The sequence below is a fragment of the Streptomyces sp. GL_140 genome (genome assembly GCF_057834465.1).
Genome location: NZ_JBYQMJ010000002.1, coordinates 224,519 through 237,740, shown reverse-complemented (window position 1 = coordinate 237,740; position 13,222 = coordinate 224,519). Strand labels below are relative to the sequence as shown.

Below are 13,222 nucleotides of genomic sequence, written 5' to 3'. Positions count from 1 at the left end.
TGCACGCCCTGCGTCCTGTGCTGCGCGTGAATATTTCGCGAACGACCCAACCAGGAAGGCAATTTGATCATCCTCCTTGCCGAGTCCGTCACCGCCCCCGACGTGACGGCTCGCGATCAAGGAGGCCCGCACCCCCTATGAGGCTGCCCCGAAAACGCCGCGTGGACCGCACCGGTGGTACGGACAAGACCGGAGGCCCGGAGCGGACGGAGGGCCCGGAGCGCACGCGGCGCCCTACGGGCCGGGCGAGGAGCCGCGAGAACGCCGGCCGGAAGGCCCGTCGCCTCCGCATCGACCTGCCCAGGCGCGGCCGCCGGGGCTGGCGGCGCTGGATGCCCTCCTGGAAGCTGGTCTCCGGGCTGTTCCTGCTCTTCGTCGGCGCCCTCGCCGGCCTCTTCGTAGCCGTCTACACACAGGTGGAGATCCCGGATCCGCACGACTCCGCTCGCCGGCAGGCCACCGTGTACTACTGGGCGGACGGCAGCCGGCTGGTGAGCGTGGGCGATGTGAACCGGCAGGACGTGAAGCTCTCCCAGGTGCCCGATTCCGTCCAGCACGCTGTCATCGCCGCGGAGAACGAGGACTTCTACAGCGACTCCGGCGTCTCGGTGACGGGCATCGGCCGCGCCGCCGTCAACATCGTCAAGGGCAAGGAGACCCAGGGCGGCTCGACGCTCACCCAGCAGTACGTGAAGAACACCTATCTGAGCCAGGACCAGACCGCCCAGCGAAAGATCAAGGAGCTCTTCCTCTCCCTGAAGATCAGCAACCAGCGGACCAAGACCGAGATCCTCGAGGGGTACCTCAACACCTCCTGGTTCGGCCGCGACTCGTACGGCGTGCAGGCGGCCTCGTACGCGTACTACGGCATCCCCGCCAAGGAGCTGAACCCCAGTCAGGGCGCCCTGCTGGCCGCTGTCCTCAAGGGCGCGGAGAGCTTCGACCCGTCCCTCAGCGCCGGCAACCATCAGCGCGCCGAGGACCGCTGGAGCTGGATTCTGGACCGTCAGGTCAAGACGGGTTCGATGAGCGCCGAGGAACGCGCCAAGTACACGGACTTCCCCGAGCCGAAACCTCCCGTCAAGCCGACCAGCCAGGCCGGGCAGACCGGCTACCTCGTCGATATCGCCAACAAGTACCTCAAGAGCCGCAGCGGGATCACGGACAAGGACCTGGCCCGTGGCGGCTACAGCGTCCACACCACCTTCGAGAAGGACAAGGAGTCCGCGCTGACCAAGGCCGTCGAGCAGGTGCGCGCGGACCGGCTGGACCCGAAGAAGCGTGTGGAGGACGAGTACGTGCAGGTCGGCGCCGCCTCGATCCGCCCCGAGGACGGTGCGATCGTCGCGGTGTACGGCGGCTCCGACGCGATCGAGCACTTCACCAACAACGCGGACACCTCCGGCGTGCCCGCGGCCTCGGCATTCAAGCCCTTCGTCTACGCCGCCGCTCTGGAGCAGGAGTTCGAAGGCATGAAGCCCCCGGCCGCGACCCCTGGCCCGGAGCCCGTGAAACCCAGGGCGTCGGTGACGCCCACGGCATCCGCGCACCTGCGCTCGGCCCTGGTGGAATCCGAGCACATACCGTTCGTGGAAGCCGGCAAGAAGATCGGGCTGGAGAAGGTCAAGGACCTCGCGGTCGCGTCGGGACTGCGCGAGGAGAGCATGGCCAAGCTGGAGCCGACCTTCTCCATCGGCACCTCCACCCCCAGCGCGGTGCGGCTGGCCAGCGCCTACGCGACCTTCATCAACAAGGGCCAGGCCACCGAGCCCTACTCGGTGACCAAGGTCGACCGGCACGGCACAGCGGTGTACAGCCTCAGCCGGCCCAAACCGCGGCAGGCCATGAGCCCCGACACGGCCGCGATCGTGGGCGCGGCGCTGCGCCACGTGGGGTGGGCCGCGGTCGGACCTCCGAAGGACCAGCGGACCTACGTCCCGTCCTGGGCGGGCAAGACCGGTCCCAACGACCGCATGAACTCCGCCTGGTTCATCGGCACGACGCCGGAACTGAGCACCTCGGTCACGATGTTCCGCACGAAGCCCGACGTCACGCAGCTGCTGCCCATGCAGGGCGTGGGCGGCCCCGACACCGAGCGGGGCAGCACCCTCCCTCCCCTGATCTGGAAGGCATACCACGAGGTGGTGGAACCCGCCCCGCCGTACCCGACGGATGGCGTCCAGGAACAGCCGTGATGGTCCGGTAGTAGGCCGTCGGCTCCTTCGGATGACTGCCCTGGACCGGCCCCGGACCGGCAACGTGGCAGGGCCCGTCCTGGCGGTCCTACTGGGCGCCGATTGCCTCCAGAATTTGCTGCCGTCGGACTTGACCAGCACCTCGCTGTTCCTGAGCGGTTCGAGGTGCGGGTCAACGGTGTCGGCTGTGCCCAGCGCATTGCCGACGACCTGGTTGTCGGCCTTCCGCGCCATGGTCCGGGACACTGCTATGGCGCCGGGTCGCAGTTCGTCGGCCGAACCCTGGGTGAACCTGAGGCTGGTGACCGTGTCGAGTGTGCTGAGGTCCGTCGCAGCGATGCCGAGGACGCTGTCGCCTGCCTCGAAGCCGGCCATACGGATGGGTACGGCCGCCTCCACACCGCGCGGCGGCGATCTCTTCCGTCATGCCGACGGGGAGGCCGAGATTCTGGGAGTTTGTGACCTTGTAGTCCGCACGCAGATCCTTGATCGCCATCTTGTCCATGCCGATCTGCGTCGAATGCCCCACCACCGTCATACCGGTGATCAGAGTGACACCGATCATCAGGGCCGAGGCCGTGGCAGCGGTCCGGCGCGGATTGCGCATGGCGGCGCCGAGAGCAGTGACGGCTGCGCCGAGAGCGTTACGGATCAGCAGACTCCGCGGAGCAGGGGCCGCGTCAATGGAATTCAGCGCCTCGACCGGGGCGATCTTTGCGGCCTTGCGGGACGGCGGCCAGGCGGCCAGCACGGTCACCAGGACACCGGTGATCAGGGCCGCCATGACTGTGGTGGGGCTGACGACGAGCCCGCCGGCGGGCAGGTCCGCGCCGGAGGCATTCAGGAGCGGTCGTAGGGCCACCGCGACGCCGATGCCGAGGAGGAAGCCTGTGCTGGACGAGGCGAACCCCAGCAGGGCCGCCTCGATGAGCACGGACCGCACCACCTGCCGGCGCGACGCACCGATTGCCCGCAACAGCGCGATTTCCCGGCTTCGCTGGCGCCACTTGCACTTCCTCGTTTCCAGTTCGCAGCAACCCTATCGGGTCGGTGTCCGGAAATTTCGGGGCGCCTCACACGGACCCCACGCATGGGGAGCGGATGGCGCACGGGACTCCTGGCAGAGAGGCCGGTGCAGACAGCCGCCGCCCTGCCAGGAGTTCCCCTCATGAAACCGGACAGCATCATGCCTGATGCTGTGTCATGATCCAGCGCAGAATATCCGGATTTACTCTGGGGCAGTTTTCTAGAACCGGGTCAATTCGACGTGATGTGGATGCGGTTCGATACCATCCGATGGTTTCCTACGGAGAATTCCAGGACCGTGTCCGCCATGACCGCATCGGCGTCTGCCTGCACTGCCAGCCATGCTATTGACGTTGAACCTCTGCGGGACAGGGCAACGTTGACCCGACGGAATGAAAGGCTCTGTTTATCGCTGGATATCAGCCCGATGTGGTGGTACCTGGCACCGTTGTCGCCCATCACCGTCAGCTCGTACTGGACTCCGTCCTGAGGCACGAAGCTCAGGTGTTTGCCCCTGGGTAGCAGCACCATGACATCTTGCAGCGCGGCCGGTTCCCCTCCCTCGTTGCGCAGGTGCACTCCCGGATAGCCGGGCATGCCGCCAGCCACCAGGTGCACATCAGGCGGCCCACCGGTTTTTACCGAGAACGCGCCGTCTGCGACAACGACGGGAGTGGAATCCGACGTCTGACGGCCGATCGTGAAGGCCAGCGCAGTGTCGCCGGGGGGAGCATCGTTGCCGGCCGTCACCGCCACCCACGCCACCGAGGTCGCACCCGCAGCCGGAGGGGCCAGATCAACCTTCGGGAAGGTAAGAGTCTGCCTATCCGGTGACAAGACCCCGATGTAGTACTTCGTCTTCCCATCCGCCATGACGGTCAGCTGGTAGTCAGGACCTGCCTCGGGCACGAACCGCAGGCGCTTGCCCGTCGGCAGTACCACCGTGACGTCTTGCGGGAGAACCGCGCCATGTCCGTTGTTCTGCATGTGCACGCCCGGATAGCCCGTTGCGCCGCCGCTCACCAGCTTCACACTCGGCGGCCCGCCAGGCGTCACGTTCACCGAGCCCGCATCAACGGTGAACGTGACCGTCACCGGCTCCGAGACGGCCTCCCCGCACCGCGCGGTCACGGTCACCGTGTGCTCGCCCGAAGGCCAAGGAACCCCCCACGGTTGCCGGTCGAAGATCCAGTCCGTGGTCACTGGATCGATCCGGATACCGTCAGCGATCACTGTGGTCCCTTCGACCGCGTGAATGGTCGTATTGGGAGGCACCGGAGAACTTACCGTACCGGTGAAATCAGGCTGCCCACCTAGAACACCACCCTGTAGCGGCGTCCTGATCACCGGCCGGCCTACCCTCGAATAATCGATCGCGTTTGCTTCAGCCCCTGATGTCATGGGGACTACTCCTTCTGTGCGCGGCCCACCTATGGGTGAAGGCCGGACAATCGAGTGGATGACAGTGGTCATATGTCATGCCTCGCCTTCCTCCCCTCGCCCACCAAGCCGAACTTTCTCTGGAACGCCTCCACATCGCCCGCGAATCGCTCAAGCGCCTCGTCATCCGCGGTATCCCCACGGGGTCCGACCGCGGCTCCGACCTGGCGGTACCCGATCCGCGAGCGGCCCGGACGAAGTCGGCCCGGCGAGCTGGCCCAGTGCGACTTGTGGTTCCCGCCGGTGGGCATCCCGCGCTGAGGCTCCCCCGGTGTGCGGGATGTGCTGATCAGCTGGTCAGGACAGGGCGACGGATGTTCAGATTCGCTTGTTCGGCCGTCGCTCGGTTGGCGCGACTCTCGCCGACTGAGCCCATGGACGCCCGGCTGGCCAGCGCGTACCCCAGCAAGGAAAGGACCAGCTCGGCGTCCGCGCGGGCGGAGGTCTCCCAGGCCACCACCCGGTGGGAGAACGTGTCGCGGATCGCGGAGAGCCACTGCGGCCCCTCCGGTCGAGATCATCGTCAGGTCGGTGACCCAAACCGGTGCGGCGCGGGGGCGGTGAAGTCGCGCTCGACCAGGTCCGGGGCCAGGGTGGCCTTTCGGGCCCCGGCGCGTGAAGCCCGTGCGGCGGGGGCTGACGCCCGCGAGATCGGCCTCGCGCATCACTCGCTCGACGCGCTTGCGGCCGAAGTGGACGCCCTCGCGTTTGAGGACGGCGTGGGACGCGTGGGGAGCCGTAGATGCCGCCGGATTCGGTGTGGATCCGGGTAATCTGCTCGGTCAGCTCCGCGTCCTGCCGCCGCTGTTCGCAGGGCCCCTTCTCCGCTTGGCGCCAGCGGTAGTAGGTGGAGGAGGCGATGTGCAGTTCCCGGAGGGTGGGCTCGACCTCCAGGTGCGGGTGCTCGGTGAAGAGCGCCGTCACCTGTGCCGGGTCGGGTCGAGCCGTGCGGCGAAAAGAGCCGAGGCGGTCCGCAGGATCTCGTTCGCCCGCTTGAGCTGGGCGTTCTCCTTGCGCAGGGCCGCGAGCTCCTCGCGCTCGGCGGTGGTGGGCCGGTCATCACGCTCGTCGGCGTCCGCCTCGGCCTGCCGAATCCAGGTACGCAGGGCCTCGGGCGTCACCGACCCTCACCCAGGCCGCGGGGCCGCCCCTCGGGCGACGACGGCACTTTGACGACACGCCCTAGGGCCTGTGTGATGTCGTGATCAACTGCTGGGTTCTGGCCTGTTTGAGGGGTGGAATCAGGTAGGACTGGGGTTGTGACGCGTAGGCAACTCACCCATGCCCAGTGGAAGTTCATCGAGCCGTATCTGCCGATCGGTAGGTACGGGCCGTATCCGGAGCGGTTGCGGGAGCAGTTCGAGGGTGTGATCTGGCGGTTCCGTTCCAGTGGGCAGTGGCGGGAGATGCCTGCCGAGTTCGGCCCCTGGGCCACTGTCTACGGGCGCTTTCGCGTGTGGCGGGACGCCGGGGTGTTCACGGCCCTGCTGGAAGGCCTGATCGCCGAGGGTGCCCGGGTGGGCAGGACGGACTTGTCGCTGGTCAGCGTGGACTCCACCACGGTCCGCGCCCACCACGACGCCGCAGGGCTCCGCGTCAGCAAGCACCTCATGAAGGCCCTGGAAGACGCCGTGCAGGAGCAGGAGACAGCCCGGCAAAAGGGGGCAGCACGGAGGAACAGAACGGACAGGACGAACGCCGACGCATCCGGCGCAGACACAGGCTCCGACTGAAGGAAGCCCTGCTCGGCAGGTCCCGCGGCGGCCTCACCAGCAAGATTCATCTCGCCGCGGACCGCAGGTGCCGTCCGCTCGCGCTGGTCCTGACCGCCGGGCAGGCCGGGGACAGTCCGCAGTTCGTCCCCGTACTCGCGAAGGTCAGAGTCCGCCTGCCGGTCGGCCGCCCCCGCACGACACCTGGTGCGGTCGCCGCGGACAAGGCGTACTCGTCCCGTGGCAATCGCGCCTACCTGCGCAAACGCGGAATCAAGGCCGTCATCCCGGAGAAACGAGACCAGGCCGCCAACCGCAAGAAGAAGGGCTGCCGGGGCGGCCGGCCCATCGTCCACGACGCCGACCTCTACAAGGAACGGAACACCGTCGAACGCCTGATCAACAAGCTGAAAGCCTGGCGAGGGATCGCCACCCGCTACGACAAAACCCCAGACAGCTACCTCGCCGGCCTCCACCTCCGCGCCGCCATGATCTGGATCGACGACCTCCTCAAAGCCGCCAACTGATCACGACATCACACAGGCCCTAGCCCACCTGAACTCCGGCGACGCCGCAGCCTCCGCCACCGACCTCCCACATTCCGTAGGAGATCAGTTCTCGTCCTTCAGTCGCACCATCGTCATGACGACCGGAGAAACATCACCACTCGCTTTTACGGTTACTTTTGCCGGGATTGCCAGGACCAGCGGATTGTCTCCAGGGTCAAGGCTGGCTGCCTCTTTGGTCGCAGTGCTCTTCGCGCTGATCAGGAAGAACCCCGTGTACTCCCCGGCGGATTTCCTGACCTGCTCATACCCCCACCACCCGCCCGGTATTTCGCGAGAAATTGTCACACTTGTGGTCTTGGCGTAAGAAGCATAATCCGACACGCTGTTCGAATACTCGAACGACAGCCCCGCGGCGTTTACGCCAGGAGGGGAAGCCGAGATGCCGACATTCACAGCCCCTCCCAGACTCCACCCTTTATGCTTGGTTTTGGAAGACGTCGTGGTGGAAGTGATTGTCTTTGTGAATGTTGCGGGGCCCGAGATGAACCCGGACGCATTGATGAGTGGGGCCCTTTGGGTGATCCCTCCAACGAAAACACATGCCGCGTCTCCTTGGGAGCACAGATAGGAAACCTTACGGTCCACCCAATCCCGCTGAATACTCGCCACATCGCGGACTTCGATATCGAAAAGCCGAGGAAGCAGATCTTCCTCTTTTGCCGGAAACAACTCGTGGACGCGTTGCTGTAACGCATCCCTCAATTTTTGGGCCTCCCGTATCCCCTCCATGAGTCCGGCCGAAGGGTCGTCGACGGCTTTTTCCCCATCGGAAACTTCGACCGGATGGTCCTGACTGAGGGCCTTCAGAGCGTCCCGCCAGTGCACGTTCAACTCGACACTCTGACCCGGAAACCCATCCACACCTGCGTATGTCGGCATTTTGCTGTAGGGGAGTACAAGTTTCCCTCCGTTGGGAAGACTCACCACTTCAGGGTCTTCTGGAGGGTTGTCCACTGCCGCGTACCCCTGGCCAGGCGCGAACAAGGTGAGCAGCACGCCAATCGCGACAGCGGCTGGCGTAAACGAACGGGCTCTGACCTTTTGAGCACACGAGCCATGCTTGAATTTTTCAGGGAAAGGAGACACTCATCGCTCCGGCCAGTATCGAATGTTGCAGATGGAACCAGCTCGCTCATGCGGGCAGGGGCGGAGCGGGTTGGACCGGGAGCGGTCCTAGTGCGCGAGCCCCGGGCGCACGCGCCGTCCACCGCAACCCGCTCCGCCCCGGTCAAGCCCTTGACTCAGCGCCCACGCCACAGGCCTGCAGGGTCAGTCATTACTTTTCTTCCGCCACGCACGAAGCCTTGATCTGGGCGATCCACACGTTGGCCGTCAGGCGCAGGCGCATGCGCGACCGGCTGTACATCTCGGTGCACTGCACGGAACCGGCCTGCTCGAATTCCTGAATGGCCATACGAGCCTTTTCGAGCGACTTGGCCTGCGTCCATCCAGAGGCCGTGAATATCTTCTCCTCAGCCTGGGTCTGGGAATCCGCCACGGCGGCCGAGGAGATGCTGGCCAAGGAGGCCGCAAGGAGTGGAACGACTACGAACTTGAGAGACGTGCGCATGGTGATTCCTTTTACTTCCATTTAACTGCCATATGGAATCGAAATCGTTGCATCCGACCCCTATGAAGGGGTAGATATCAGGCCATCACCACTGAAAGCCTGGAATCGTCCAATATGTTCATATTGGTTGGTTGGTGAGCGGTCCGAATCGGCTTGAAGTAGCTGTGTGTAACAGCCCGCTTCGGATGAGTTGACTACGAGGTGCGCCACTCGTCGACTTGATGTCTCAAAGTGGCGCTGCCGCGTTGGTCCGGTGAAGGTGTCTGAACTTCGGTCAGGCCTACGCCGACACACTGCGTCGGCGGCGCCCGCCGCCGCGTAGGTGGCACGTTGTCCTCGGCCTGGCATCACGCACCGGCGGAGGCCGGCATCGCGGAGCCGCACCCTGTCCGAGCGCAGGGCGGCCGACCGGCTCGACGGGAAGACCAGCCGGGTCCCTGTGCGCGTCATCGGCGGCACAGGTACTTGCCTGAGGAGGTTCGGCAGTCGGTCAGGGCGTCCCAGTTCCAGCCGAAGTACCCGGGAGGAACTTGGGCCGCGCGAATTCGCGGACCCTTGCCCCTTCCTGACAGCGACGTCCGCTTGTGCAGGATCAAGGCTGTACGTACCGGCGAAGCTCCTGGTAGACGGGGTCTCGACCGACCCTGGCCGAGGCACGGGATCGTCGACGCGCTCGCCACCTCGGGAGTGAAGTGCTGGGCGGACAAGGCGTACCAAGGTGCTGGCCCGCACATCCGAATCCCCTTCCGGGGCCGTCGGCTCAAGCGCTGGAAGCGACGGCACAACAGGAGCCACGACAAGATCCGATGCGCACGGAAAACATAAAGCCCCGGCCTTCCGACGACGGAATACCGGGGCTGGTTTTCGGTCCGACTGCCCCCAGAGCGCCTGGGCGCCGGACCTGACCCGCACACCCATGTTGGTGCGGACTGATCACAACCCTAGCCGCGCAAGGCCCGGGACGCCGACCTGATGAACAGACACCCTCTGGAACCGGCCCTCTCCCCCACCCGCCAACACGCCTGCCGCGGCGCACGAAGACTTTTCCGCGCTGCAGACCAAGCGGAAGACTCCCACCGGACGAAGGCAACCCCAAAACCGCAGTAGGCAGCGAAAGCGGGGAGGCGAAATGGACCAATTGAGCCTCTCTCCCTGCGACCGATCTGGGAGGCTTTCATCACATTTAGGAACTGGTGATCGGAAACCATCGTCTGGCTGGAGCAGTGCCTCCCAACCGGGGCGGCCGCCGTGCCGCGTCAGGAGTTCCCACATGTCCAGCCTCGACACCCACCGCACGTCGCCCCACCCGCGGCCGGGCCGTACGACCGGCGGTATCGAGGAGAACCCGAAGCGTGCCCCGACGGATGCCCTCAGTGCGTGGACCAGTTCACGCCGGGACCCCTATTACTTGGCGGGCTCCCTGTTCATCGGCTACGCCTTGCTGTCCGTCTGCCGTTTCCGTCGCATGGCCACCATGTCGTGGGACCTGGGCATCTTCGAACAAGCAATTCGCGGTTACGCCCACCTGCAGGCACCGATCGTTGACTTGAAGGGGCCGGGCACCAACATCCTCGGTGACCACTTCAGTCCGATCATCGCGGTGATCGCGCCCTTCTACCGCGTGTTCCCCACCCCCGTCACCCTCCTGATGGCCCAGGCCCTGCTCTTCGCAGTCGCCGCCGTCCCCATCACCCGGGTCGCCGCCCACTTACTGGGCCGTCGCCAAGGACTTGCCATCGGCCTCGCCTACGGACTGGCCTGGGGCGTTCAGCGAGCCGTCGACTTCGACTTCCACGCGATCGCCTTCGCCATGCCCTTGCTCGCCTTCTCCTTGGAAGCCCTGCTGCGCAAAAGGTTCCGCACCGCCTTGTGCTGGGCGCTGCCACTGGTTCTGGTCAAGGAAGATCTGGGAGCCACCGTAGCCGCCATCGGACTGATCGTCCTTCTGCGCGCGCGGCGCACGGAACCCCGTATGAAGCCGTACGCGCTGGCCACCATCGGCTTTGGCCTCACCGCAACTGTCCTCACGGTCGCCCTCGTGATCCCCGCCTTCAACACGGCCCGCGGGTACGACTACTGGAACAAGATCGGTGAAACCACCGGCCAGGCGGCCCAATCCATTCCGCCGGATACCGCCCTGCGCACCCTGCTGTGGATCCTGCTGCCGACCACCGGACTGCTCGCGCTGCGCTCCCCACTGCTGCTTGCCGCCCTGCCCACGATCGGCTGGCGCTTGCTGTCCAACAACGACCACTACTGGGGCCTGGACTGGCACTACAACGCCGTGCTGATGCCGATCGTCATCCTCGCGCTGGTCGACGCCATCGTGACCACGCGCCGCACCTCCCGCGCCTGGCTGTACTCCTACGCCACCCACCTCCCCACGGCAGTCGCGGCCACGGCCCTCGCACTGAGCACCAACCTGCCCTTGGCCGACCTGACCCACGCTGTCACCCACCGGGTCGACAGCCGCACCCGAGCCGTCGAGCAGCTCCTGGAGCAGATACCCGACGGCGCCGGCGTCGAGGCCGACATCGGCCCCATCAGCCGCCTGACCAACCGGTGCCGCGTCTTCTGGATCGGCGACACCCGGGGCATCGACCCCGACTACATCGCCATCGACAACACGTCAGGCTGGGCCGGGGATCCCCTCTCCTACGCCCGCCAGCTCCACCCAGCCGCCACATACACCGAGCTCGGTACTGCCGGCGGCTACACGGTGCTGCGCCGCGCGTGAAACCCAGGGGGGGTCCCCCGTCGACTGTGACTTACAAACCGCGAAGCCCCCGGCGTCGATGTGACGAGCGAGATCACCACACCCACGACGGAGGCTTTGCCATGTCACCCAACCGGGTCGGCTTGCCATTGCCAGGAAAAAGGCCTTGGGAAGGTTCGGCACCTGCTTGACTGCCCAGCGAAGCAGAGGTGCCAAATTTCTTGCACATCAAGCTGGTTCATCGAAATGTGCAGCGCTCGGCCGAGGGCTTGCACCGCCGGAGACGGTCACGGCCTTCCGTTCCGAAGAGAAGTCGGAAGTCGGAAGTCGGAAGTCGGCTCCATGCTCAATGTTCACCCTCATTGAACATGCAGGTCGACGATCAGCCGAGTCCAAGAACAGGAGAGATTCGGCGCGAACCTTGCGGTCGATGTGCCCACGTTCCTCATCGCACCACGGAGCCGAAGCCACAGATCAAGCGGCTGACCGGCGTGAACGGCGTCGCGGAGTCCATGTAGCCCGGTGACGCCTGACATCTCGACGAGGTCTTCATCAAGATCCGGTGTGTCCAGAAGTACCCGCGTCGGGCCGTCGAGCTCTTGACTGAGGTCAGATCGAGCCGGATGAGGCCGGCCCGGCAGCGCCGACGGGCCCGGGACCGCAGATCCGGACATTCTTGCGCGCCGACTCTGGCGACAGCCGCGACACCGCCCTTGTGGATCTTGGCCCCAAGATCAAGGACCGACGCCCCGCGCGCGCCGGGAAGATCCGGCGAGGCGCCCGTCCGCATGCAGCGAAATACCTGGTCAGCGAGGTCTGTCCGGTTCTCGCCCCGTGGCGGGAACCGCTTGATGATCATCTTCCGCCGGATGCGTAGGGTCACCGGTCTGCGACGCAGGGAGGTCTGAAGGGCATGGGAAACAGCAGCGCGAGGAACGATGTGGGAACGGCCTACATCAATGACGTATTCATGCGCCATCCGCTGACCACACGGAATCAAGAGGAACTCGAAATCGCGGCCAAGGCCGCCGGCGTACTGCAGCGGAACCAGTTGCGCAACGTACTCAAGCGGACCCCGCAGTCAGGGGGTAAGCAGATCGACCCGATCGGGTTCTCCCTGAACAAGGTGCGATACGGCGGTTTCCCAACGGAAGAAATGACCGCACACGAGCGCGGGTGGCGCGCCTATATGAATGTCGGCGTACCGGTTGTCGAAGAGCGGAGTGACATTCAGCAGCCCCCTCCCGACATGATCTCCAAGCAGACCTACATCAATGGCACCGACCCGATCAAAATAACGGTGACGGACACGGTCGACTTCTCCATCTCGAACACGATCAGCTGGTCGCTCCAAGGGGAGGTCAAGCTCACCTTCGGGGCGAAGTCGATCGCATCGCTCCAGCAGCAGCTCCAGAAGAGCATGGAGATGAAGCAGTACCAGAAGACCACCCTGCTCAACAGCAAGGACAACCAGGGCGTCAACACGGAGTCCCAGACGGAGGCGACGAGCAACAGCACGGCCACCAGCTCCGTCACCGGCACCGGGGAGTTGTGGGGAGAGCTCCTGCTTGGGATCACCGGTTCCGTCAGCGGTTCACTGACCACCGAATGGAAGCATCAGTCGTCGGTCAGCTTCGAAATCAGCAGCCGGGCTGACGTCATGGCCACGACGCGGCGTCAGATTCGCCAGTTCGACTATGAATTCCCCGTCACCTTCGGCGGCTGGGTCGCCTTGTACTACCCCGAGCCGGTGGCGATCAAGGAGACTCCGCCGCAGGCCGCCGATCCGAAGTACTCCCGGGTCATCGCGTGGAAGCTCGGCGAGGCCTCCCTCAACTCCGGCCACTTCGACCTGGCCGACGAAGGAAAGCGGTTCATGCAGAAGGGGACGGCCGAAATCGTCGCTGTCCGTACCGGAGAACACCGGGTTTTCCAGCCGGAAGTACTCGACTACCAGAACCAGAAGCAGCCCCTCTAGGGGTCGGGAGGGAAGC

Annotated in this window: 9 protein-coding genes and 3 pseudogenes; 5 read left to right on the top strand and 7 right to left on the bottom strand. The window is 65.3% G+C overall.

What is annotated here, in order from left to right:
* Positions 1–137: 137 nt before the first annotated feature.
* Positions 138–2,195: a transglycosylase domain-containing protein gene (locus tag AC3IYJ_RS40730; RefSeq protein ID WP_489403261.1), complete on the top strand. Its 2,058-nt coding sequence runs from the start codon at positions 138–140 to the stop codon at positions 2,193–2,195.
* A 172-nt stretch (positions 2,196–2,367) separates the two neighbouring features.
* Here AC3IYJ_RS40730 and AC3IYJ_RS40725 read toward each other — a convergent pair whose 3' ends face one another.
* The 4 genes and pseudogenes from AC3IYJ_RS40725 to AC3IYJ_RS40710 form a co-directional block, all read right to left on the bottom strand.
* Positions 2,368–3,138: an FtsX-like permease family protein gene (locus AC3IYJ_RS40725; protein WP_489403353.1), complete on the bottom strand. Its 771-nt coding sequence runs from the start codon at positions 3,136–3,138 to the stop codon at positions 2,368–2,370.
* 314 nt (positions 3,139–3,452) lie between these two features.
* Positions 3,453–4,622, bottom strand: coding sequence for a hypothetical protein (locus AC3IYJ_RS40720; RefSeq protein WP_489403260.1), 1,170 nt, complete (start codon positions 4,620–4,622; stop codon positions 3,453–3,455).
* Between the two features lie 68 nt (positions 4,623–4,690).
* Positions 4,691–5,371: pseudogene (locus AC3IYJ_RS40715) on the bottom strand (hypothetical protein); the annotation flags it as partial.
* 210 nt (positions 5,372–5,581) lie between these two features.
* On the bottom strand, positions 5,582–5,782 hold the full coding sequence (locus tag AC3IYJ_RS40710; protein ID WP_489403259.1) for a transposase: 201 nt from the start codon (positions 5,780–5,782) through the stop codon (positions 5,582–5,584).
* A 138-nt stretch (positions 5,783–5,920) separates the two neighbouring features.
* Here AC3IYJ_RS40710 and AC3IYJ_RS40705 point away from each other — a divergent pair.
* Positions 5,921–6,900: pseudogene (locus AC3IYJ_RS40705) on the top strand (IS5 family transposase).
* Between the two features lie 84 nt (positions 6,901–6,984).
* Here the strand turns inward: AC3IYJ_RS40705 and AC3IYJ_RS40700 are convergent.
* Together AC3IYJ_RS40700 and AC3IYJ_RS40695 are read right to left on the bottom strand one after the other, a co-directional pair.
* A complete protein-coding gene (locus AC3IYJ_RS40700) occupies positions 6,985–8,028 on the bottom strand; it encodes a hypothetical protein (RefSeq protein WP_489403258.1) in 1,044 nt (347 codons plus the stop codon).
* A gap of 190 nt (positions 8,029–8,218) precedes the next feature.
* A complete protein-coding gene (locus AC3IYJ_RS40695; RefSeq protein WP_489403257.1) occupies positions 8,219–8,512 on the bottom strand; it encodes a hypothetical protein in 294 nt (97 codons plus the stop codon).
* A gap of 654 nt (positions 8,513–9,166) precedes the next feature.
* On the opposite strand from AC3IYJ_RS40695, the pseudogene AC3IYJ_RS40690 reads away from it, so the two are divergent.
* Together AC3IYJ_RS40690 and AC3IYJ_RS40685 are read left to right on the top strand one after the other, a co-directional pair.
* Positions 9,167–9,319, top strand: a pseudogene (locus AC3IYJ_RS40690) (IS5/IS1182 family transposase); the annotation flags it as partial.
* Between the two features lie 463 nt (positions 9,320–9,782).
* A complete protein-coding gene (locus AC3IYJ_RS40685; protein WP_489403256.1) occupies positions 9,783–11,249 on the top strand; it encodes a DUF2079 domain-containing protein in 1,467 nt (488 codons plus the stop codon).
* A 424-nt stretch (positions 11,250–11,673) separates the two neighbouring features.
* Here the strand turns inward: AC3IYJ_RS40685 and AC3IYJ_RS40680 are convergent, their stop codons facing one another.
* Positions 11,674–12,087, bottom strand: coding sequence for a hypothetical protein (locus tag AC3IYJ_RS40680; RefSeq protein ID WP_489403255.1), 414 nt, complete (start codon positions 12,085–12,087; stop codon positions 11,674–11,676).
* Positions 12,088–12,141: 54 nt separating this feature from the next.
* Between AC3IYJ_RS40680 and AC3IYJ_RS40675 the strand changes: the two genes are divergently transcribed.
* A complete protein-coding gene (locus AC3IYJ_RS40675; protein WP_489403254.1) occupies positions 12,142–13,206 on the top strand; it encodes a gluconolaconase in 1,065 nt (354 codons plus the stop codon).
* The last annotated feature ends 16 nt before the right edge of the window (positions 13,207–13,222 follow it).